Here is a 22,321-nt window from a genome sequence, read left to right on the forward strand (position 1 = left end):
GGTGCGTCAGATGTATAGCAGGAGGCAGAAGGCAGAAGGCTTGAGGCAGGAAGCAGCAAGCAGAGGTAATCAGAGCAAGGGTTTCAGCAATCGATATCGTCGTAACCGCCAAGGCGGTGGCTATAAATTTTCCGAGAATAAATTAGATATGAACTGAGGCACCCTAGAAATTAAGTTAATTGTCGATCGCATCTCTTCGCCGCTGGCTGTAGCGTTTCAATTCATCAATTAAATGAGTATCGTTAGATGCTGTTCTCGCGCCCGCTTCCGCCGCCCAGCGCTTCAAATCTTCAATTTGCGATCGCGCGATCGCAGCTAAAGGTACAGTATCCTCGATCGACCTCAAAATATCCTCGGTCATCAAATCCCGGCGCTGTCCGTTGACAAAAGTGCCAAAGGCTCGGTACAATCCATCAATTACCACTTGCTCAATTTCTGCACCGCTAAAATTCTCAGCGCGTTTCGCCAAAACTCCCAAATCAAACTCGCGCAATCTAGTTGGCCGCAGTCGCTGCAAATGCACTTTAAAAATATCTTGCCTTTCCGATTCTGAGGGCAAATTTAAAAAGAAAATTTCATCAAACCTGCCTTTTCTCAGCAACTCAGCCGGCAAAATCCTGACGTTATTTGCAGTTGCGACAATAAACACCGGACTGGTTTTTTCCTGCATCCAAGTAATCAAACTGCCGAATACCCGGCGCGAAGTTCCCGAATCGCCGTCGCTGCCGCTGATAATGTTGCCGAAGGCTTTATCTATTTCATCGATCCACAAAACGCAAGGTGCGATCGCCTCTGCTAATTGTATCATTTGCCTGACGCGACTTTCGCTCTCCCCGACCACGCCGCCAAACAATCTCCCAGTATCCAATCGTAGCAGCGGCAAACGCCATTCTGAGGCTATTGTTTTCGCCGATAAAGATTTGCCTGTACCTTGAATTCCTACTAACAAAACTCCTTTAGGATTGGGTATGCCGTAGCGACGCGCTTCGTCAGTAAAAGCATCTTGCCGCATTTTTACCCACTGTTTCAAATTCTCCAAGCCGCCCACACTTTTTAGGGATTCTCTGGAGTTGAAAAACTCCAAAATGCCCGTTTGGCGAATTGCTTGCTGTTTTTCCTCCAAAACTCCGTCAATATCTGACTCGTTAATTTGCTGTTTGGCGGCCAAAGCTTTAGCCAAAACCCGCCCGATTCGAGCGCGGCTCAAACCCTGACAAGCTTTAACTAACTGTTCCCTTGCTAAACCGCTAACTTGCAACTGTTGCGGCTTTTCCACAACGTGGGAAATTAAACTATCGATTTCTTGCACGTTGGGCAAAGGAAAATCAATTACTGTTACTTCTTCTTTCAATTCCTCCGGCAATTCCAGCGTGTGAGAAGTAAGAACTATAGTTTTTTTGCTGCGCTTCAATTCCCGCGTTAAATTCCGCAATTCTCGCACTACCGGCGCGCTTTTTTCGCTGTAGGGATATTTCAAAGTTGGGTGCAAATCCCGCAGTACAAATATGGTATATTCTTCAACAGCAGTTTTGCTGACGCGATCGAGCGCCGCCATTACCGAACCTTTCCCAGAACCGTTATCCTCCCAGCCGCGCACGAGATCCCAGAACAACACCCGGCGCGGGGGAGTTACTTGCAGCGCTACTTGGGCAATTACGGCTTCGACCGGTTCTTCCTCCGCGCCGACAATGTACAGCAGCGAATAGCGGGCGCGAATCATCAAATCTAGTCGCTTTACCAGTGCCTCGAAATGGTTATTTTTACTACCCTTGACGACATCTAATTCTTTGGGACTTGGGTTATTTTCTGTCATTTTAGTGGATATTTTAGAGTAAAATTAAACTTTATTAAATATTTTTTTGGCAGTACGGACTTTAGTCTTTTAAAAAAATTAACCTAACTAAAGGTTTTCACTAAGGACTTGAGTCCTTAACAACTATTTAACCAGACTAAAGTCCGTACTGCAAACGTTAAAATTATAACAGAATAGTAGGCAATTGACTACTTAGCAACTTTTCGAGCTTGTTTCACCATATCAATGAGAGTGTGGTGAGCATCTTCGGCGTCTTTTAAAGTGCGATCGAAATTTACTCTAACAGGCACTGTTTCGTCGTTGACTTTAGCGGTTAAATCCATGCCATTGGCATCAATAGCGAGCATTTGAGCTTCTGTCGCCTCTGGTTGGTCGCCAAATGCTTGAGCGTACAGCACCACCGCACTAGCGTGGTCTTCGTTCATGTGAGTGCAGATGCGATCGCTAATCTCAGTGGAAAACTGTTCTGACATGGGAGATTCCTCAGATGCAATATCGATCGATTGTACTGCGATCGGTACAAAGTTTTCAATAGCGAGGAATTGCATCAAGAGTTATGAGGGATAAATAACTAAATTATATCCGCGTTAATCGGAGTTCATCTGCAGTTAAACAATTCAATCAGTCAACTAAAATGATAAAATATTACTTACTTAATATTGCCTCCTCACATGAACAACTCTAGCGCTTATATCGAACTACTCAAAACATTTCCGCCGCGACCCATAACTGCTGAGGAGGAGTTAAGGGCAACTCAAGAAGCGATCGACTCTTTGTTGGATAAAGGCGAACTGACTCCCGACGAACGCGACTACCTCAACGTACTGGGAACCCTTGTTTATGAGTACGAGCAAACTTTAGAACCCATACCTGACATTTACGGAGTAGAACTATTAAAGGCTTTAATCGAAGAATTTGAGCTCAGACAAAAAGATTTAGTTCCTATTTTTAAAACCGAGTCTATTGTCTCAGATATCCTCCGTGAAAAGCGCCCACTTACAACCGAACACATACAAAAGCTTGCAGAGTTTTTCCGCGTCTCGCCGGCTGTTTTCTTTCCGCTGCATCCAGTCAAAACAACTGCTTGAATTTAAAACCATATTTTTGTTGGTAGTAAGGACTTTAGTCCAGAAACCTGGTTTTTACGGTAAGACGCACTGTCACCGAGAGATTCTCTAAAAACCCGGTTTCTTGAATCGGAGTGCGTAAATCCTGAGAATGCTTCCTTTTCATTGCTTTTTAAAGGCGAGACAGTTTATCATAATTAGCAACTAAAGAGTATTTAACCAACCTGCCATGCTGTGGACGCCCGGACAAATCCTCAAAACTCGCCCTCTCCGCATCGACACCATCCTCGCACAAGGGGGATTTGGCCTTACCTACAAAGCAACACATTTGCAACTCAACTATCAAGTTGTCCTCAAAACACCGAATGTGAGTTTGCAAAACGACCCGGAATACGCCCACTTCGTCCGCAGATTTATCCGCGAAGGGCAAATCTTAGCAAAATTTTGCCAAAACGCGCATCCTGGAATTGTCCGCATTAGCGATTTGTTTGAGGAAAAAGGCCTTCACTGTTTGGTAATGGATTTAATCGTCGGCCAAAGTTTATTTGATACAGTACGGCAACGGGGGCGACTCCCGGATACAGAAGCGGTGGCACTTATCCGCCAAATTGGAGAAGCATTAAGTGATGTTCACCAAGCAGGAATTGTCCATCGAGATGCCCATCCGGGTAATATTATGTTGCGCCCCAACGGGCAAGCAGTATTAATTGATTTTGGGCTGGCGAGTGAATTAATGCCAACTATTATTAGTAGCAGACATCCTCATAACCCTGCTTTTGCTCCTTGGGAACAGCATATTGAAGGGAGTGGTAAACCAACAGTTGATATTTATGCTTTGGCTGCTTCTTTGTATTATGCGGTAACGGGAAAAGTGCCAACAGCTTCCCTCAATCGGCATTTTAGAAATGAAGCATTGCCACCTGCGAAAGATTTTGGGGTGAAAGATTGGGTGAGTTTAGCAATAGAAAAAGGGATGGCATCCGAACCGCAAAAGCGGCCGCAGTCGATGAAAGATTGGTTGAGTTATCTGCGGGAACCGATTCCGCCAACGGTTGCCGGTGTTTCGGTGCAGCTTAAATCGGCGCGGGGTATTGACTATTCTCATCTGCGGGATTTATTGGCGGCGGGGAAATGGAAAGAGGCGGATGAGGAAACACTCAAGGTGATGCTGAAAGCTGCTAGACGGGAGAACGAACGTTATTTCACAACGGAATCGATCAAGAATTTTCCTTGCGATGATTTGCGGACGATCGACCAATTGTGGGTAAAATACAGTCAGGGTCACTTTGGCTTTAGCGTCCAGAAAAAAATCTGGTTGTCTGTTGGTGGTAAAATTGATTATGAGACTGGATGCAAGCTGGGCGATGATATGGGTTGGCGAAAAGGAGGCAGTTGGTTGAACAACAGTGACCTAACCTATAATAAACAAGCACCTAGTGGTCAGCTCCCGACGGGCGGGGGGCAAGGGGTTAGGAGGTTTAGGGTTGGTGAGGTGATGCTTCTTCTCTCGCATCAAGAGCTGTAAGGTGTAATTTATAGCGATTTCAGCCCTTTGTCAAGTCTTTTTTTGAGAACCTTTTTCTACGAAGTTATCGGCTTTTGGTCATTTCATTACCTGCTACGCGGGGGTTTACTCTTCAAACAACAGACTCGCGAAATTCGGGTGATAACAATTAGCCAACACAAACTGTTTGGGGTTCAGAAACCTGGTTTTTTAGGAAATATTTGGTTGTAGCCAGCAGATTCGGTAAAAACCCGGTTTCTTTGGTCAGTGCGTAAGTCCTAATCTACTCTAAATTCGAGACTAAGTGATGCGTTATGCCATTGTCATTGAAAAAACACCGAATAACTATTCAGCTTATGCGCCAGATTTACCCGGATGTGCAGCCACAGGCGCTACCCTTGCGGAAGTACAGCAGCAAATTAAAGAAGCGATCGAATTTCACTTAGAAGGGTTGCGAGAGGAGGGTTTACCCATTCCCGAACCAACTACTCTCTGTGACTATGTAGAAGCACGGTAGTAGGGCAAAATATTTCATAAAGTAAGTCGGCAAAATTCAATTATAATCTGCTCTAAAGAGGATTTTATCGAACACTTCTTAGTCAAACAGTAACAACTATATCATTCCAAATCCGCAAGAGCTAATTTCAAGCAAGCACGAACCTCCTTCCAGTCACGTTCCGACAGATGACCAATTAGAACTAAGTTGGAAGATGGGGGTAGAGTGACAATAAAACTGCGAAAAACTGAAGCGACTCGTAAACCCGCTGTTGCCCAATCTTGAAGTATATAATCAGTTAAACCTAAAACAGTTGTCTGTGTAGTCAGGAGTCCAGCTATTACATCAGAGCGGGTTGTGTTATAGATAACTGATGATAGAATTACAGCCGGACGACGTTTAATGCCAGTGACACCAGGAAAATCTACTGTCACCACATCACCAGGATTAAAAGACACTATTACATCTCCTCATTTTCAGAAAAAATGGTTGCCGCGTACTGCAAAGAAAATGCCGTCACATCGAGTTTATCTTCCTCAGTCCAAGTCTCGCTTTCATCGACAACCGACAGATTTTGCTGCACCAAATCGTTGAGAATAAGAGTTGCCAAGCGCAGTCTATCCTTTGGTGAAAGGGTAGACAGAACGCGATCGTAAACTTCTCGAACAGTAGTTAACATAGCAAATCCTCTTGCTTCTTATCTTGTGGAACACTTAGGACAGGTTGATTTGATTATAGCTCAAAAGTTTAATAAAATTATGCTATAATTAAGTTCTAATTTATAACCCCATATTCACCTATGCCAACTTTAACTGATATTGGCACTTTCATTATCCGCGATCCGCACCTTCGCGGTGGCATCCCTATTATTGCAGGTACTGCCACATCGGTGCAGCGAATCGTAGTCTTATACAAACAAGGTAATAGTGCTGAGGAAATAGCAGCGGATCTGGATCATCTCACCTTAGCACAAGTTTATGCTGCACTGACTTATTATCACGCAAATCGAGCAGAAATAGAAGCAGATTTAGCGGCTGAACAAGCTGAATATGAACGTTTGGCAGCATTAAATCGGCTAAAAATGCAGAAGAAAGCATGAGCCAAATTCGTCTTTACTTAGATGAAGATTCACGAAGTAAAAAACTATTGCAAGCTTTACAAAGTCGTGGTGTAGATGTCATTACAGTTTCCGAAACAGGGATGTTATCTCGCAGCGATGAAGAGCAATTAATTTGGGCTTTTACTAATCAAAGGGTAATTTATAGTTTCAACATTAGGGATTTTTATAGAATCCATACCAATTGGCTAGAAAGAGGAGATTCTCATGCAGGAATTATTTTAGGACAGCAAAATTATTCAGTGGGAGAACAAATGCGTCGCCTTTTGAGTCTAATTTCTGCCAAATCAGCGGCAGAAATGCAAAATCAAATAGAGTTGATCAGTGCTTGGAGTGAAGAGTAAAGATATTATCGATCGAGATAATTAGAATCCCGACTTCTCCAAGAAGTCGGGGTTGTGAGTATTCTGGTTTGTGACTACAAACTGCACAGCCTAACTAAAAGATCGATCGTCAAACGGCAATTCATCAAACCGCGCATCAATATCAGACTCAGAATTCCCAACCGGCGAATGAGCGCGAGATTTCGGGGGCTTTGCTGAATGGACTTTTGCTACTGGTAACTTTGTCGCAGATTCCAAAACAGTCGGCTCGGATTTCTGTAACTTAACTACAGGTAATTCTCCTCCATTTTCTCCATTTTTGCCCGTTTGATTCCACATCATCATTCCCAGCAAACCATCAACCAAACCGCCACCGCTACCGTTGCCTGTTACCGCAACATCCGGCACAACTCGCACGTTGCGATCGCCTATAATTTGCATTAACTGCAAAGCCGTATAACCCGAACCTCCCAAAGCTACAACACCCGCGCGATAAGCTTCAGCTTGAGCATTTCCCTTCACCCGAATCGACTCTGCTTCGCCTTGAGCTTGTTTCACCTGAGAATTCGCTTTCAACTCAGAAATCTTCACGCCTTGTTCGGATTTTACCATCTCTTGTTGAATCTCAGCTAGCGCCGTTTCCCGCACCAATTGTTGCCGCTGAGTTTGTGCTAATTGCTGCACCTCATAAGTCTTGCACTGTTCCTCAGCAATTTTGCGATCTGTTTGAGTTTGCATCAACTCTGCAGGCGGCAAAATATCCCCGATCAAAGTATCAATAGCTTGCACGTCGTAGGTACGCAAAGCTGCTTTGATATACTCGGCGGCTTCCGCTTGTCTGCCGCTTCTTGCGGAGAGAAAATCTAATACAGAATAAGCTTGAGCCGAATTGCGGAAATAATTGCCAATTGTCGGCTGCAAAACGTGGTCTACTAAATTCTGCATTGAGCCGACGCGAGAGATGACTTTTGGAGCATCCAAAGCGCCGACGTGAATAATCTGAGCTACTTCTAAATCAAAGGCAAAACCGTCTTGAGAACGCACGGTTAAAGACGGAATGCCTGTGCCGAACTCACTAGAAACTGCCGGGAGGGCTGTTCATTCTTTCGATTTAGAACTTTTGGAGAGCTTACCCTCAAAAGGTTGAACTCCACTATTGGGATAGTTGTCATCACTGGGGCTAAAAATCCGCACCGCTGCTTCCGAAACGTAACGCATCGCGTTTGCCAAAGATTTAGAAAGATTCATAGAATCTGCCTCTCTTGTCTGAGTTCTGATACTTTTAATATTACTCTGATTTTGGGGCTGTGGATGAGTTTAGCAATATTTATTTGAATTACTTATTGGTCTGCAACATCGAAGCAAGCTGAAGCTTGGAGAAATTACGCATTTTTGGACGATCGACCTTTTGCTGGTAGATTATTTCCTCGCTCAACTCCAGCACTCGCGATCGCCCTCCCGACGGTCAGAAACCGGGTTTTCTAACTCTATTCAAAGGCTGCAACGAAATATTTTCGCAAAAAACCCGGAACGCTTGAGTGTTTGTGCTTAATTCCTGAGTTTGTTAAATTCAATATTTATATTGAATTTACCATAATATTAATGTACAAATTAACCGAAATCCGCTATCAAAGGGCATTATAAGCGAATTTATCCGACAAATATCTGCAATCTTCATCAAATATTTACAAAAAGATATGGTGTTTGTCACTATAATTAAGAAAAAGAAGTTTGTCCGGGGTTTTTTTTATGAAAACTACCACAGAAAGCCTGCAGCTCACAGGTTTTGAAGAAATCTTAGAAGACCAGGAACTAACGGTTTCTTCAGCAGATTACAGCCTTTTGACCGATCTCTACCAGCTAACGATGTCCGCTTGTTACGTCGGGGAAGGGATCGACGGGCGGGCCGCGAGTTTTGAGTTGTTCGCGCGCAGGCTGCCAGAAGGTTTTGGCTACGCGATCGCGATGGGTTTGGCTCAAGTTATCGATTATTTGGAGAAATTTCGGTTTTCTCAGTCGCAAATTGAGGCTTTGCAGTCCACTGGGATTTTTGCCGGCGCCCCGGAACGATTTTGGACTTTACTCGCCACAGCCCGTTTTACTGGCGATGTTTGGGCGGTGCCGGAGGGGACGGCGGTGTTTGCCAATGAGCCACTGCTGCGAATTGAGGCTTCTCTGTGGCAGGCTCAGTTGGTGGAGACTTATTTGTTGAATGCGATAAATTATCAAACTTTGATTGCGACGCGGGCGGCCAGACTGCGGGATGCGGCGGGCCCGGAGGCTAAGTTGCTGGAATTCGGGACGCGCAGGGCTTTTGGGCCTCAAGCTGCTGTTTGGGCGGCTAGGGCGGCTCTGGCTGCGGGGTTCGACGGAACTTCTAATGTTTTGGCTGCTTTGAAGTTGGGCCGCAAGCCTGTCGGTACGATCGCCCATGCTTTGGTAATGGCTGTTGCCGCCCTCGAAGGCAGCGAGAATCAGGCGTTTGCAGCTTTTCACCGCTATTTTCCGGGGGCGCCACTGCTGATCGATACTTATGATACTGTGGGGGCGGCGCGGATGTTGGCCGATCGAGTAAACAGCGGTGAAATGCAGTTGGAAGGCGTGCGGCTGGATTCGGGCGATTTGGCGGTGCTGTCGCGGGAAGTTCGATCGATCCTGCCTGGGGTTCCAATTTTTGCTAGTGGCGATTTGGACGATCGAGAAATTGCTAAATTAAAAAGTAGCGGTGCTTGCATTGACGGTTACGGTTTGGGAACCAAGTTAGTCAGCGGTTCCCCTGTGAACGGTGTTTATAAGTTGGTGGAAATTGACGGAATTCCGGTGATGAAAGAGGCAAGCGGCAAGGTAACATATCCAGGAAGAAAGCAAATTTTTAGACATATTGAAAATGGGCAAATTCTCGGAGATTGTTTAGGATTGTCGGGAGAAAATATTCACAATTGCGATTCTTACTTACCATTAATGGAGTTGGTTTTCAAGGAGGGAAAACGAGTCAAGAACCAGGAAAGTTTGGAGGATATCGCCAAACGCACTGCTGCTTCTGTCGCCAGTCTTCGACCCGAAACTCGTCAACTTGACAACCCGATTTCGCCGTCAGTGGAAATTTCTACAGATTTGCAGAGTCTCACCGAAAAAACGAAAAAGAGTCAATCGATTTTAGATTTTAGATTTTAGATTTTAGATTGAAGTCAGTAGTCAGTAGTCAACAGTCAACAGTCAACAGTCAACAGTCAACAATTACCGATTCCCTATGCAGAAGATTGCTCTTTTTGGAACCAGTGCCGATCCACCAACAGCGGGACATAAAACAATTCTGAGTTGGCTTTCGCAACATTTTGATTGGGTAGCAGTTTGGGCGTCGGACAATCCTTTTAAGTCGCACCAAACTTCTCTAGAACACCGATCGGCAATGCTGCTGTTAATGATTCAAGAAATTAATTCGCCCAGACACAATCTTTGCTTGCATCCAGAACTCAGCAGTCCGAGGACTGTGGAAACTGTGGAACAAGCAAAATTGCTGTGGCCGAATGCAGATTTGACGCTGGTAATAGGTTCGGACTTGGTGGGGCAACTGTCTCGCTGGTACAAATTTGAACAATTGTTAAAACAAGTGGACTTGCTGATAGTACCGCGACCCGGTTATCCATCAGAACAATTAGATTTGTGGCAGTTGAGGCGCATGGGTGCAGAGGTGGCGATCGCATCTTTGAGTGCTCCCAATGTTTCTTCTACTTCCTATCGGGAAAAAGGAGACAGGGAAGCTCTGACTCCCACCATCGAAGATTACATCCATAGGGAGCATTTGTACGCATGGCACGAGGCACAAACAAGAGCGAGGGTTGCTCATTAGCTGACTTTAAAGTAGGAGTAGATAATGTTATTTTTTCCGTCGATACCGTGCAGAACCGCTTGTTGGTGCTGTTGCTAATGCGGCCAGACGAACCGTTTATCGATTCTTGGAGTCTTCCCGGTACTTTGGTGCGACACGGAGAGTCTCTAGAAAATGCGGCTTACCGGATTTTGTCTGAGAAAATTAGGGTAAAAAATTTGTATCTGGAGCAATTGTATACTTTCGGAGAACCGGGGCGCGATCCTCGGGAAATTACCAGGGGCGATCGCTATCTTTCGGTGAGTTATTTTGCTTTGGTTCGTTTTGAGGAAGCTGAGTTAATTGCTGGGAGTGTAGTCGCGGGTGTGGGCCACCGCGTCGGCGGCATTGCTTGGTATCCCGTGCAACAAGTTCCTAAGCTGGCCTTCGATCACAATCAAATTCTCGAATACGGATATCGGCGACTGCGTAACAAACTTGAATACAGCCCGGTAGCTTTTGAAGTGTTGCCGGAACTTTTTACTTTGAGCGATTTGTATCAACTTTATACAACTATTTTGGGGGAAAATTTTTCTGATTATTCTAATTTTAGAGCTCGATTGTTGAAATTGGGTTTTTTGTGCGATACCGGTGTTAAGGTTTCGCGCGGGGCGGGCCGCCCTGCTAGTTTGTACCGCTTTGATGCGACCGCTTTTGCTCCTTTCAAAAATAAGCCTCTGGTGTTTATCTAGCTGTTTATTGGATGACATTCGGGGAGCAATTTAGTAACATGAGAATAGAAGCTATTAAGGAGTACGGACTATGAAAGATCCAGATGAATGCGCTAATATTCACGAAGTTCGGGAGGAAATTGATATCATCGATCGAGAAGTGATCGAGGCTTTGAGCAAGAGATTTCAATACGTCATCGCTGCAGCAAGGTTCAAAACGAGTGAAGCTAGCGTTAAATCGTTCGATCGCTTTCACGATATGTTACAGCAGCGGCGCGAGTGGGCTCAACAATCGGGTTTGAATCCTGATGTGGTTGAAAATATTTACCGGGATTTGGTAAATTATTATATTGAGGAAGAGTTGAAACATTACAAATCAAAGTAATCTTTCGCTACATTCAAATCTAGGACTATAGGAAAGTAAGTCCGCGCGGGCGGACTGTTAGCAATATTTATTAAGTGATTTGGTAATATGAAAATTGCGATCGCACAACTCAATCCTACTATTGGTGATATCTTTGGCAACTCCAACCTAATTCTGGAGGCTGCGAAAAAAGCTGAGGTTGAGGGCGCAAACTTATTGCTAACACCGGAACTTTCCCTGATCGGTTATCCGCCGCGCGATTTGTTAATCAATCCGAGTTTCATTGCAGATGCAGGTGCACAGTTGCTGCAACTGGCGCAAGCTTTGCCGCCGGAGTTGGCAGTCATAGCAGGCACTGCCTTACCTAATGCTAATGCTGTTAAACGCGGCGGAAAATCATTGTTTAATAGCGCTGTTTTGTTGCAAAATGGCGTGGTCAAACAAGTTTTTCATAAACGCTTGTTGCCTACTTATGATGTATTTGATGAAGATAGATATTTTGAACCGGGAGAAAACAGCAATTACTTTTCTATTGGCAAAGTCAAAATAGGCGTAACAATTTGTGAAGATTTGTGGAACAATGAGGAGTTTTGGGGTAAACGCAGTTACGCGGGCGATCCTATTTCCGATTTGGCAAAATTGGGTGTAGATTTAGTGGTGAATTTGTCGGCATCGCCTTATTCTGCTCTGAAGCGGGGAGTGCGATCGGCTATGTTGCAGCACAGCGTCATCCGCTGCGGGATACCGATTATTTATGCTAATCAAATAGGGGGAAATGACGATATTATTTTTGACGGCAGCAGTTTTGCTGTGAATCGAAAGGGTGATTTAATTCAGGTATTGGCTTCTTTTGAAACGGATTTTGCGGTGCTGGAATATGATGCAGCTAAACAAGATTTAGTTGCCAGCGGGAACGGGCATCTTGCCCGTTCCACAACTGATTTGGGATTAGGTGAAGGACGACAAAAACTAGGTTCGATCGGCAGTGGCGTTGGCAGCGGGAACGGGCAAGATGCCCGTTCCACAACTGATTTGAGTTTTTATCCGGCGGTTGGAGATGCAGAAATTTGGGCGGCTTTGGTTTTGGGAGTGCGAGATTATGTTCGCAAATGTGGTTTTTCTAAGGTTGTACTCGGTTTGAGTGGCGGAATAGATTCGGCTTTGGTGGCGGCGATCGCCAGTTGCGCGATCGGGCCCGAAAATGTTCTAGGGGTGTTGATGCCTTCTCCTTATAGTTCGGATCATTCGGTTAATGATGCTTTGGAATTAGCCCGAAATCTGGGCATCGCGATCGAAATGTTGTCGATCGACGATTTGATGAAAACTTACGATCGCACTCTCGCCGATTTGTTTGCCAATACAACTTTCGGCATTGCTGAGGAAAATATTCAATCGCGGATTCGAGGCAATCTGTTGATGGCAATTTCTAATAAGTTCGGACATTTGCTGCTTTCGACTGGCAATAAGTCGGAAATGGCGGTGGGTTACTGCACCCTCTACGGCGATATGAATGGGGGATTGGCGGTGATTTCCGATGTGCCGAAAACTCGCGTTTATTCGCTTTGTAGGTGGCTGAATTCTGGGGGATATGTAGGGGCGGTGCCCCCGTGCCCGCCCTCTCCCTACCCACCCCCGTACCCGCCCCTGGGAAAGGAAATTATTCCGGTTAATATTATTACTAAACCGCCTAGTGCTGAACTGAAACCGGGGCAAATTGACCAAGATTCTTTGCCGGATTACGATGTTTTGGATGACATCTTGCAGCGGTCGATCGAACATCACGAATCGGTTCAACAAATTGTGGCGGCAGGACACGATGAAGCGGTGGTTAAACGTGTAGTAAAATTAGTGAGGCAAGCGGAGTTTAAACGGCGGCAAGCAGCCCCGGGTTTGAAAATTAGCGATCGAGCTTTTGGTACCGGTTGGCGGATGCCGATCGCCAAATCTTCCTTCTATTAAACCCATCATTAAACGCAAAATGGTTAACATCGACGGTACTTTCGGCTTCGATTTTCTCCTGGGAACTCTCAGCAACGATACGATTAGAGGATTTGCAGGTAATGATACTATTCAAGGTTTGGGGGGAAACGACCGAATTTTTGGCGATCGGGAAAATGACTTGCTAGCAGGAAATGAAGGCGCTGATACGCTGTCGGGTGGTCAGGGAAGCGATACAATCTATGGAGGACAAGAGTCGGATTGGATTTTTGGCGATCGGGGTAATGATTTGCTAATAGGCGGCGAAGGCGGGGATATCTTAACAGGAGGCGCGGGGGATGATTTATTTGTGATTGAAAGAACCTCCGCCGCATCTACTATTACTGAAGCCGATATAATTACAGATTTTGGCAACGGCAATGATAAAATTGTCTTGACCGATGGCATGAAGTTTAGCGATTTGGAGCTTTCTGTTGCCGACAACCAAACTATTATGAAAGACAAAAACTCTGGTAATTATTTAGGAGTTGTTTCGGGAAATTCTAATCTGACTGAATCCAACTTTATGTCGCTGTTTGGCGGACTAGATAAGGGTCAGCTTTTGCCAATTTCTGTTAACACGATTATAGCCGATCGCGCGTTAGCGGAGCCCTCGCAGAGGATCGGACTGGAAGTGGCGCAAACTCCCCAAGAACAAGCGACAGGTTTAATGTTTCGGACAGAATTACCGGATGACAGGGGAATGTTTTTCCCCATCGAACCCGCGCGAAACGTGCGTTTTTGGATGAAAAACGTGTTAATTGAACTCGATATGGTTTTTCTGCGGGAAGGCGTAGTGCAGGCAATAATTCCTAACGTACCGCCGTGTTTGAGCGAAACCTGCCCCAACTACGGCCCGGATGTTCCCGTTGACGGAGTTATTGAACTCAGAGGCGGAAGGGCGGCCCAATTGGGACTCAAAGTTGGCGATCGGATTCCCAATTTACCCTAAAAGGTAGATGATATCATGTCTGTTTGATTCGGACTTGTATGATATTAAATTTTGTAGGGGCGGGTTCACAAACAATAATTGCCCATAATCTACAATATAATAAACCCGCCCCCGCCCATACTACCGGACATGATATGATTTGATCGCAGCCTTCAACATTTGTGCATCCAATGAATCCTATTGAATTAAAAATAATCCCACATCAAACTCAAGACGGTTTAGCTTACCAACATTTGCGCTTGCGAATTACAACTCAAGACGGTATTATCACACCCAATGATTTACAAGGTTTGAAACTTCCTCAAGACGTTCAATTGAGCCAAGGAATTGTCATTGAAGGTAGAGGGGCAATTTGGCTGTACGGGTATTTAGTACACGAATGTCATCCTGCGGCTTGGGTTGGATGTTACGATCCGCGATTAGAAGGTGCCGTGGTAGTAGCGACGCACAAGCACGAGGTATCTGTTGGACAGGTATTAAAATTGAGTTTACCAAGCGATTAAGACTCTCCTGAGTTTTAGGTGATAATAAATAAAAATAAAACTTCCCGTAGTGGGGGAATCTTACCTGCCTTAGCGACTGTGAATTTCTTACTCCCTCCCCGCGGCTTCGGGGAGGGTTGGGGTGGGGTAAAAAATTTACGAGTCATTTAGCATTGCTATAGCTGCCTCAGAAGATTATTAGCCACAGATGCACGCACAGCAATCCGTATAAATTCACAAAACATCTGCGCTGTTTAGCGTGCAGTTGGTGTTGTCATGCACCTTACTGAATCCGCACTAAGGCAAAAAAATAGTTTGACGGGCAATATACTATTGTTAGTTGTTATTTCTTAGTTATTAATTATGGCAAATTACAGAACTGTATTGTTGTTCAATAGTCTAACTTTAGTGCTAGTTGGGCTAGTGACGGCGTGTCTGAGTTTATTCGGTTCTTCAGTAAAAGGGTTATTTTTGCCGCCTTGTTCTGCCACGTATCCGGGTGCAGGTTTCTTTTTCTTGGCGTTTCAAATGTTATTTTATTTATCGGTAATGGTGTGCGCTTTTACCTTGGGATTGCTGAGAATTATTCAACCCGATCGCCCAGAAAATCGATTTATTTTATATTCGGCACTGTTTGCAGGTTGCTTTCTATTCAATGAAGTTTTTCGCACCCACGTTCATCTGGGCCGTGCGGGTTTTCCGAAAGTGACAATTGTCATATTTTACGCGGTGCTGGCAATTGCATACGGATTAGCTTTTCGGAGACAAATTCGCTCGACTCCCTATCCTTTACTGCTGAGTGGCGTTGGTTTGTTATTTGTTGCCTTTTTTGCAGAAGCGCTGCCTTTGAAAAACGAGATCATTTCGAGCTTGCTGGAGGGAATACCGAAACTGTTGAGCGGGATTAATATTGCACTTTATTTTTGGTTTTTGTGTCAGGGTTTGATAGTGCGATCGCTTGTTGCAGGTGGCGGCAAAGCCGGAGGAAATTGAATTTCACCACCAATTATTTCAGGAGTATATCAGACCCGCTCGATCGCTGATAATATACGTAGGTTGGGTTGAACGAAGTGAAACCCAACTCCAGATATGTAGGTTGGCTTTAACGAAGCGTTGGAGTTGGGTTTCGTTCCTCAACCCAACCTACATATCTACTATGCTACGAACTTATATCAAAACAAAAAGTACCGCTGGGCCATTGGCAAAACTGTTGCCGGTTCGCAAGTTAACAATTCCCCATCCGCCCTGACTTCATAAGTTTCTGGATCGACTTCCATTTGTGGCAAATAATCGTTGAGTTTCATGTCTCTTTTACTAATTTGTCGGGTTCCGGAAACTGCTACAGTGGGCTTTTGCAAACCTAGCTGTGCGGCAATATCTCGATCGCGCGCAGCCTGCGAAACAAACGTCAGACAAGTCGCCCCAATCGCCCCGCCAAAACTGCCAAACATCGGCCGCATATGCACCGGTTGTGGCGTGGGAATGCTGGCGTTAGCATCTCCCATCTGCCCGTAGGCGATCGCCCCTCCTTTAATTACCAGTTCCGGTTTCACCCCAAAAAAAGCCGGCCGCCACAAACACAAATCCGCCAATTTCCCCTCTTCCACCGAACCGACATACTGACTAATTCCGTGAGTAATCGCCGGATTAATTGTATATTTCGCAATGTACCGCTTCACCCGAAAATTGTCATTAATCCCCTCTGTTTCCCCCCCTTGGTAAGGGGGGGTTATCCCTCTTGTTTCCCCCCCTTGATAAGGGGGGGTTATCCCTCTTGTTTCCCCCCCTTGATAAGGGGGGGTTAGGGGGGGTAAATTCCCCCGCTGCACCTTCATTTTATGTGCCGTTTGCCAAGTCCGAATAATCACCTCTCCAACTCTTCCCATCGCCTGCGAGTCAGAAGCAATCATACTAAAAGCACCTAAATCGTGCAAAATATCCTCAGCAGCAATAGTTTCCCTTCTAATTCTCGATTCAGCAAAAGCCACATCTTCAGGAATGCCTCGATCCAAATGGTGGCAAACCATCAACATATCTAAATGTTCTTCTAAAGTATTGACAGTGTAAGGGCGAGTCGGGTTAGTTGACGAGGGCAAAACATTAGCTTGTCCACACACTTTAATAATATCTGGTGCGTGTCCGCCACCAGCACCTTCGGTGTGGTAAGTATGAATAGCTCGATTCTTAAAAGCCGCAATTGTAGCTTCCACAAATCCCGCTTCATTGAGAGTATCAGTGTGAATTGCAACTTGCACGTCGTACTCGTCAGCTACACTCAAACAAGTGTCGATCGTTGCTGGTGTAGTTCCCCAATCTTCGTGGAGTTTCAAACCCATTGCACCGGCAAAGATTTGTTCGACTAATCCTTGGGGTTGACTGCTATTTCCTTTACCTAAAAATCCTAGATTTACCGGGAAAGCGTCGGCTGCTTGCAGCATTCGGTACATATGCCAAGGCCCCGGAGTGCAAGTTGTGGCGTTTGTACCCGTTGCAGGGCCAGTGCCGCCGCCGATCATTGTCGTGATTCCAGAGGCGATCGCCACTTCAATTTGCTGCGGACAAATAAAGTGAATGTGAGTGTCAATCCCCCCAGCGGTGAGAATCATTCCTTCACCGGCAATCACTTCAGTACCAGGCCCGATAATAATATCTACTCTGTCTTGAATATAAGGATTTCCGGCTTTACCAATTTTGTAAATTTTGCCGTCTTTAATCCCAACATCTGCTTTTACAATTCCCCACCAATCTAATATTAAAGCATTAGTAATCACCGTGTCAACAGCGCCGTCTGCATTAGAAATAGGCGACTGTCCCATGCCGTCGCGAATGACTTTGCCACCGCCAAATTTAACTTCATCTCCGTAGGTTGTGAAGTCTTTTTCAACTTCTATGAATAATTCTGTATCGGCTAACCGGACGCGATCGCCCGTTGTCGGTCCGAAAGTTTCCGCGTAAGCGCGGCGATCCATTCTGTAACTCATATTAATTAGCTCCTTACTTGATTTAATTTTCCCACAAACTGGTTCACCTGTTCTTCTGTTTTAAAGAATCCTTCACCAATTGAACCAAAAAAATCATCTTGTGCTATTTCTTGATAGTTAGGTAACAAATTAGCAAACTCTTCTACATCAATGTTTAAATAGTTTGACAATCTATCTATGTATACCTTAAACTTTAGACCCTCCCTAGGCGTGCTTTCAGTTAACAAAAGATTGAAGATAACTTGGCTATTTTGACTTGTTCCTCTCAATGCCAGACCTCTTGTTGTTGTATTTATCCAAAATATTTGTGGTATAATTTCGTTGTAAAGTAGTCTATACACTTTTCCAACTTCATTGCTATCTGCTATTTCAACTAATTCTTCCAGGGTCAAGTTGGGCTTTCTTTTTGATATTATATTTACAGGTTTTATTTCAGCCTCAATCAATAATTTTCTTGCTAGTAACTCTCTACCACTAGAGTCACAGAAATACTGGAATGTTGCGACATTGATTCTCACCCCATAAGTTTCTAATAAGTATTTAATAATCCTTTCCGAACTACTATCAATCTGTGCAGCTACAATTATAATGTTGTGCTGAGCATTCAAAATATCCGGGAATTCTGAGCTAAATTTCTCACAGAAAGCCTTTTCTAAGTTACTGCCATTTTTAGTCAGTAAATAAGCATTGGCAATTTCTCTAACTCTCTCGTTTGACAAATCCTTAACCCATGAGGCGTAATCCAAGGCTTGTGCTGTTACTTCTCTTGCTGTTTTGTCCTTCTTTAACTCAACAATGACTAAATCTCCGTTCCTATCTATACATAAAAGGTCAAGTTGTCCACCATAATCAGTAATCACTTGCCGACCAATTACCAAGAGATCATCTGCTAGGATTGAAATATCATTCTCTAGCCAGGTTTCTAAACGAGATTCTAAGTCTAACTTAGATTGGGTAATTTCCTTCAATTTATCCTTTGATATTTCCCACAATCTAATTTGATCGGGCATATCGAATTATACTCCTACTAATTATTCTTTTTAATTTATGCCAAAAAGTCTCGTCCCTCTAAAAACCTCATCCATCTAACATACCATTCACTTTTCCATTAAAGCCGTAGACTTGACGAGTACCAACAAACGGCACTAATTGCACTTCCCTTTCATCTCCCGGTTCAAACCTGACGGCTGTCCCTGCGGGGATATCCAACCGCATTCCTTTTGTTTGTTCTCGATTAAATTCTAAGGCTTCGTTGGCTTCATAAAAGTGATAGTGGGAACCGATTTGAATGGGTCGATCGCCCGTATTCCCTACCAGCAACCGCACCGTTGGGCGATCGGCATTTAATTCTATTTCACCTGCTGAAACAATCATTTCTCCTGGAATCATCTTTTCCTCCTATGAGTCTCTCTGGTTGATTTTTTTAACGGATCGGATCGTGCACTGTTACCAACTTAGTTCCGTCGGGGAAAGTCGCCTCAACCTGGACTTCATGCACCATTTCTGCTATCCCTTCCATCACATCTTCCCGCGTCAGGAGAGTTGTTCCGTAACTCATTAAATCGGCGACGGTGAGGCCATCTCTTGCTCCTTCTAAAATGGCGGCGGAAATGTAGGCTAGTGCTTCTGGATAGTTTAATTTTAAACCTCTTTGTTTCCGGCGCTCTGCTACTAGGGCGGCGGTGAAAATCAGCAGTTTGTCTTTTTCTTGGGGGGTGAGTTGCATTTTTATTCTTGTAAGTGCGATCGCATTATTTGGTTATGATATCGTTTACGGTTGTTTCTGAATGATTAAACCGCAAAGGGCGCAGAGGGCGCAGAGTCAGAGAAGAGATGAATAATCTAGTTAGACGGGCAACTATACATTGAAACTCAAAGATCATCCTATTTTATCCAAACTCTGGGCAAACAGCAAGGGCGTTCTGAAAAAGACAAGCGCAGCAAGTGCCAAATGCTGACAAACCAGTCTCTCGCTGCAGTTGTGGATGTACCGCGATATCGGCACAGCAAACCGTTAGGAATACGAGTCACGCCGACGGTGGAATTACCAGGATAAATTGTTGCCTCAGATGGCAAATCTCGCACTTTTTCCACGAACTCTGTGGTGACGGGTTCGCCTACCCAAGCGAGGGTGGCGACTACGGGTTTTCCTGCGAGCCCGTGAGGACTTTCGAGCATTTTTTCTCCACCTTTGAGCAATTGTCTGTCAATCCATAAAGGGCTGTTTTGCTGCCAGATTTCGGTGTGCGATCGCCATTCTCCAGACAAGAACTTTTCGCCCCTAGCACTGCGTCCAAATCTGGTAATTTCCCACAGTAAAATCCTCGCTGTTGGTGCTAATTCTACCCGCAAATTTTGCCGATATATTGCGCCGTCAAAAACTATTGTTTCCTGTGGCAGCCATTCTAAATTAGCACCGATATCTAATTGAATGTCAATATTTTGTTGTGATTCTAGTCCGCTGCTGCGATAGATTTTACCAGCGGCGGCCGTTGTAATCAAGGCTTTGGCGTTGGGTTGGAGGTGAAAATGGCTGGAAAGTCGATCGCCCCCGACAACTCCCCCAGCCGTGTGCAAGATGACGCTGTGACAAACGTCTTTCCCTTCAGGATAAAACGGGCGCTGCACCTTGAGGGGCGCTTGCATTTGATTGTGAATGATTTGAGTTGAGCCGCTGCGGTTAGCGTAGACTAAATTCAGGCTGCCGTGCCAGCCATTTTTAACTTGATCTATATGTTGTTTGGTCAAATTTTCAGTCACTAATTTTTTAATTTAAAAACATTCCCGATCAAAAACATACCACGACTGCGGCGCTTCCCTGCAATTAGTTAAATAATGATAATCGTTCTCTGAAATATTTTTGGTTTCTCCACTTATTAGTATAATAATTTACATTTATCAACCATCAGATCGGCGAAGATGCGCGTACCATGTAAAAATCAGTAACTAGAGGAGTGCAGAATATGCCTCAAGTTCTCTTCAAAGTTGATTTGACCAAACCGATGTCCGAACAGGAATTAGTCGGCCACAATCGCTGGCATCCAGATATTCCAGCAGTAGTTTCCGTCAATCCCGGCGATGTATTTCGCATCGAGTGCAAAGACTGGACAGACGGACAAATTAAAAATGACGACAACCCCGACGACATTCGCGATATAGACTTAACAGTAGTTCACGTTTTGAGCGGGCCAATTTACGTTAACGGCGCGCAGCCAGGGGATATTTTAGTAGTCGATATCCTCGATATCGGGGCTTTGCAAGGGGATGAATGGGGTTTTACGGGAATTTTTGCTAAAGAAAACGGCGGCGGTTTCTTGACCGAACATTTTCCGACTGCTGCTAAAGCAATCTGGGATTTTCAGGGAATTTATACCGCTTCCCGACACATACCAAAAGTCAGGTTTGCTGGGATTACTCATCCGGGTTTAATCGGCTGCGCTCCTTCTCAGGAATTGTTGAATAAATGGAACAAACGGGAAGCGGAATTAGTAGCAACAAATCCCGATAGAGTGCCGCCTTTAGCAGCACTGCCGAACCCCAACAATGCAGTTTTGGGGTCGCTGCAAGGGGCAGAATTCGAGCGAGTTGCGGCAGAAGCGGCGCGCACAGTTCCTCCCCGCGAACACGGCGGCAATTGCGATATTAAAAACCTGTCGCGGGGTTCGAGAATTTATTTCCCGGTTTATGTCGAAGGCGCGAAACTTTCGATGGGAGATATTCACTTTTCTCAAGGAGACGGGGAAATTTCATTCTGCGGGGCAATTGAAATGTCGGGTTACATCGACCTCCACGTTGATATTATCAAAGGTGGCATGGATAAATACGCGATGGTCAACCCGATTTTCAAACCCGGGCCGGTGGAACCCCGCTATTCTGAGTACCTGGTTTTTGAAGGGATTTCTGTTGATGAATTTACGGGTCAGCAGTATTATATGGATGCCCACGTTGCTTATCGACGAGCTTGTTTGAATGCGATCGAATATTTGAAAAAGTTTGGTTTTACCGGAGAACAAGCGTATTTGCTCTTAAGTTGTGCTCCGGTTGAGGGTCGCATCAGCGGCATTGTGGATATTCCTAATGCTTGCTGCACGATTGCTTTACCGACAGAAATTTTCCAGATGGATATTCTGCCATCTTAATTAGTAGGGCGGGCCGGGCCAGTCATGGGGGTGTGAACTTAAGACTAAAGCCCTCTGTATCTCTCGCTTTTATCCGAGTCTAGATCCCCCTAAATCCCCCTTAAAAAGGGGGACTTTGAGCGCTCTTGTCCCCCCCTTTTTAAGGGGGGCTAGGGGGGATCTAGAGGAATGTGACTCAGACAGCAGACTGATACTAACTTTGACCTTAAGTTGAACTTAAATTGACACAATGTGTGGCCCGCCGCCTAGTCATTGCATCCAAATCTACAATCAAAAATTGATATGCCTCTTTACGATTTTAAGTGTGAAACTTGCGGCACTTTTGATAAGTGGCGCCCTCTTGCAGAAGCAGATACACCGGTGCTTTGCCCGAGTTGCGAAACTGTTGCTAAACGCATCTTTTCGCCGCCGATGATTCTAACTGGAAAGCTGCGGTTGAAAGGTCAAGAAAATCGGGAACCGCAGGTAATTAAGCGTTCTGAGGAACCAAAACCGCAGCGGAATCGCGAACACCGAGGGGGACGACCTTGGATGATCGGTCACTGATGGAGTTTGATATTCCGACAG

The 22,321-nt window shown here is 45.0% G+C and carries 26 protein-coding genes; 15 read left to right on the forward strand and 11 right to left on the reverse strand.

Features of this window, described 5'->3' with window-relative positions:
• Positions 1 to 175 precede the first annotated feature (175 nt).
• Together QT987_RS14560 and QT987_RS14565 are read right to left on the reverse strand one after the other, a co-directional pair.
• On the reverse strand, positions 176 to 1,813 hold the full coding sequence (locus tag QT987_RS14560; protein ID WP_333241125.1) for an AAA family ATPase: 1,638 nt from the start codon (positions 1,811 to 1,813) through the stop codon (positions 176 to 178).
• A 188-nt stretch (positions 1,814 to 2,001) separates the two neighbouring features.
• Entirely contained in the window at positions 2,002 to 2,361 is a 360-nt protein-coding gene (locus tag QT987_RS14565) for a DUF2470 domain-containing protein (protein ID WP_333241127.1), read from the reverse strand.
• A gap of 123 nt (positions 2,362 to 2,484) precedes the next feature.
• Between QT987_RS14565 and QT987_RS14570 the strand changes: the two genes are divergently transcribed.
• From QT987_RS14570 to QT987_RS14580, 3 genes are all read left to right on the forward strand, one after another.
• Positions 2,485 to 2,901, forward strand: a complete 417-nt coding sequence (locus tag QT987_RS14570; RefSeq protein ID WP_333241130.1) for a transcriptional regulator — start codon at positions 2,485 to 2,487, stop codon at positions 2,899 to 2,901.
• A gap of 208 nt (positions 2,902 to 3,109) precedes the next feature.
• Complete coding sequence (locus QT987_RS14575; protein WP_333241133.1) at positions 3,110 to 4,405, forward strand: serine/threonine-protein kinase; 1,296 nt, start codon at positions 3,110 to 3,112, stop codon at positions 4,403 to 4,405.
• Positions 4,406 to 4,691: 286 nt separating this feature from the next.
• Positions 4,692 to 4,901, forward strand: coding sequence for a type II toxin-antitoxin system HicB family antitoxin (locus tag QT987_RS14580; protein ID WP_333241137.1), 210 nt, complete (start codon positions 4,692 to 4,694; stop codon positions 4,899 to 4,901).
• 101 nt (positions 4,902 to 5,002) lie between these two features.
• Here the strand turns inward: QT987_RS14580 and QT987_RS14585 are convergent, their stop codons facing one another.
• Complete coding sequence (locus tag QT987_RS14585) at positions 5,003 to 5,338, reverse strand: type II toxin-antitoxin system PemK/MazF family toxin (protein WP_333241140.1); 336 nt, start codon at positions 5,336 to 5,338, stop codon at positions 5,003 to 5,005.
• Between the two features lie 2 nt (positions 5,339 to 5,340).
• Positions 5,341 to 5,559 carry a hypothetical protein gene (locus tag QT987_RS14590; RefSeq protein WP_190734845.1) on the reverse strand — a complete coding sequence of 73 codons (219 nt, stop codon included), beginning with the start codon at positions 5,557 to 5,559 and terminating at the stop codon, positions 5,341 to 5,343.
• A 120-nt stretch (positions 5,560 to 5,679) separates the two neighbouring features.
• Here QT987_RS14590 and QT987_RS14595 point away from each other — a divergent pair, with 120 nt between their 5' ends.
• Positions 5,680 to 5,979, forward strand: coding sequence for a DUF433 domain-containing protein (locus tag QT987_RS14595; protein ID WP_333241144.1), 300 nt, complete (start codon positions 5,680 to 5,682; stop codon positions 5,977 to 5,979).
• Positions 5,976 to 6,341, forward strand: coding sequence for a DUF5615 family PIN-like protein (locus QT987_RS14600; RefSeq protein ID WP_333149845.1), 366 nt, complete (start codon positions 5,976 to 5,978; stop codon positions 6,339 to 6,341). The genes QT987_RS14595 and QT987_RS14600 overlap by 4 nt, the downstream gene beginning before the upstream one ends.
• 90 nt (positions 6,342 to 6,431) lie before the next feature.
• Here QT987_RS14600 and QT987_RS14605 read toward each other — a convergent pair whose 3' ends face one another.
• Positions 6,432 to 7,379 carry an SPFH domain-containing protein gene (locus QT987_RS14605; protein ID WP_333241235.1) on the reverse strand — a complete coding sequence of 316 codons (948 nt, stop codon included), beginning with the start codon at positions 7,377 to 7,379 and terminating at the stop codon, positions 6,432 to 6,434.
• 39 nt (positions 7,380 to 7,418) lie between these two features.
• Entirely contained in the window at positions 7,419 to 7,568 is a 150-nt protein-coding gene (locus tag QT987_RS14610; RefSeq protein WP_333143642.1) for an isochorismate synthase, read from the reverse strand.
• A 501-nt stretch (positions 7,569 to 8,069) separates the two neighbouring features.
• Between QT987_RS14610 and QT987_RS14615 the strand changes: the two genes are divergently transcribed.
• From QT987_RS14615 to QT987_RS14650, 8 genes are all read left to right on the forward strand, one after another.
• Positions 8,070 to 9,494, forward strand: coding sequence for a nicotinate phosphoribosyltransferase (locus QT987_RS14615; protein ID WP_333241151.1), 1,425 nt, complete (start codon positions 8,070 to 8,072; stop codon positions 9,492 to 9,494).
• Between the two features lie 76 nt (positions 9,495 to 9,570).
• Positions 9,571 to 10,170 carry a nicotinate-nucleotide adenylyltransferase gene (locus QT987_RS14620; RefSeq protein ID WP_333056330.1) on the forward strand — a complete coding sequence of 200 codons (600 nt, stop codon included), beginning with the start codon at positions 9,571 to 9,573 and terminating at the stop codon, positions 10,168 to 10,170.
• Positions 10,131 to 10,880 (forward strand): NrtR DNA-binding winged helix domain-containing protein, encoded by a 750-nt coding sequence (locus QT987_RS14625; RefSeq protein ID WP_333241154.1) that lies wholly within the window; start codon positions 10,131 to 10,133, stop codon positions 10,878 to 10,880. Before QT987_RS14620 ends, QT987_RS14625 begins: the two co-directional genes overlap by 40 nt.
• A 70-nt stretch (positions 10,881 to 10,950) precedes the next feature.
• Positions 10,951 to 11,244, forward strand: coding sequence for an isochorismate lyase (locus QT987_RS14630; protein WP_333056332.1), 294 nt, complete (start codon positions 10,951 to 10,953; stop codon positions 11,242 to 11,244).
• An 87-nt stretch (positions 11,245 to 11,331) separates the two neighbouring features.
• Positions 11,332 to 13,182, forward strand: a complete 1,851-nt coding sequence (locus tag QT987_RS14635) for an NAD+ synthase (protein WP_333241156.1) — start codon at positions 11,332 to 11,334, stop codon at positions 13,180 to 13,182.
• Between the two features lie 19 nt (positions 13,183 to 13,201).
• Positions 13,202 to 14,152 carry a DUF192 domain-containing protein gene (locus tag QT987_RS14640; RefSeq protein WP_333241159.1) on the forward strand — a complete coding sequence of 317 codons (951 nt, stop codon included), beginning with the start codon at positions 13,202 to 13,204 and terminating at the stop codon, positions 14,150 to 14,152.
• 170 nt (positions 14,153 to 14,322) lie between these two features.
• The gene (gene crn3, locus QT987_RS14645) at positions 14,323 to 14,655 is read left to right on the forward strand and encodes a CRISPR-associated ring nuclease Crn3/Csx3 (RefSeq protein ID WP_333040230.1); all 333 of its coding nucleotides are present in this window, start codon (positions 14,323 to 14,325) and stop codon (positions 14,653 to 14,655) included.
• Between the two features lie 342 nt (positions 14,656 to 14,997).
• The gene (locus tag QT987_RS14650; RefSeq protein WP_333241161.1) at positions 14,998 to 15,627 is read left to right on the forward strand and encodes a hypothetical protein; all 630 of its coding nucleotides are present in this window, start codon (positions 14,998 to 15,000) and stop codon (positions 15,625 to 15,627) included.
• A 179-nt stretch (positions 15,628 to 15,806) separates the two neighbouring features.
• On the opposite strand, the gene ureC is transcribed toward QT987_RS14650, so the two are convergent.
• The 5 genes from ureC to QT987_RS14675 form a co-directional block, all read right to left on the reverse strand.
• Positions 15,807 to 17,615, reverse strand: a complete 1,809-nt coding sequence (gene ureC, locus QT987_RS14655; RefSeq protein WP_333241164.1) for an urease subunit alpha — start codon at positions 17,613 to 17,615, stop codon at positions 15,807 to 15,809.
• 5 nt (positions 17,616 to 17,620) lie between these two features.
• Positions 17,621 to 18,625: an endonuclease NucS domain-containing protein gene (locus tag QT987_RS14660; protein WP_333241166.1), complete on the reverse strand. Its 1,005-nt coding sequence runs from the start codon at positions 18,623 to 18,625 to the stop codon at positions 17,621 to 17,623.
• 67 nt (positions 18,626 to 18,692) lie between these two features.
• The gene (locus QT987_RS14665; RefSeq protein ID WP_333241169.1) at positions 18,693 to 19,004 is read right to left on the reverse strand and encodes an urease subunit beta; all 312 of its coding nucleotides are present in this window, start codon (positions 19,002 to 19,004) and stop codon (positions 18,693 to 18,695) included.
• A 34-nt stretch (positions 19,005 to 19,038) separates the two neighbouring features.
• A complete protein-coding gene (gene ureA, locus QT987_RS14670) occupies positions 19,039 to 19,341 on the reverse strand; it encodes an urease subunit gamma (RefSeq protein ID WP_006635319.1) in 303 nt (100 codons plus the stop codon).
• Between the two features lie 158 nt (positions 19,342 to 19,499).
• Positions 19,500 to 20,375: an urease accessory protein UreD gene (locus QT987_RS14675; RefSeq protein ID WP_333241172.1), complete on the reverse strand. Its 876-nt coding sequence runs from the start codon at positions 20,373 to 20,375 to the stop codon at positions 19,500 to 19,502.
• Between the two features lie 203 nt (positions 20,376 to 20,578).
• On the opposite strand from QT987_RS14675, the gene fmdA reads away from it, so the two are divergent.
• Both fmdA and QT987_RS14685 read left to right on the forward strand, forming a co-directional pair.
• Positions 20,579 to 21,754 (forward strand): formamidase, encoded by a 1,176-nt coding sequence (gene fmdA / locus QT987_RS14680; protein ID WP_333241176.1) that lies wholly within the window; start codon positions 20,579 to 20,581, stop codon positions 21,752 to 21,754.
• 282 nt (positions 21,755 to 22,036) lie between these two features.
• Positions 22,037 to 22,300, forward strand: a complete 264-nt coding sequence (locus tag QT987_RS14685; RefSeq protein WP_333241179.1) for a zinc ribbon domain-containing protein — start codon at positions 22,037 to 22,039, stop codon at positions 22,298 to 22,300.
• Positions 22,301 to 22,321: the final 21 nt, after the last annotated feature.

Origin of the sequence: Microcoleus sp. SVA1B4 (assembly GCF_036700545.1) — a bacterium.
Classification (GTDB): Bacteria; Cyanobacteriota; Cyanobacteriia; order Cyanobacteriales; family Microcoleaceae; genus Microcoleus.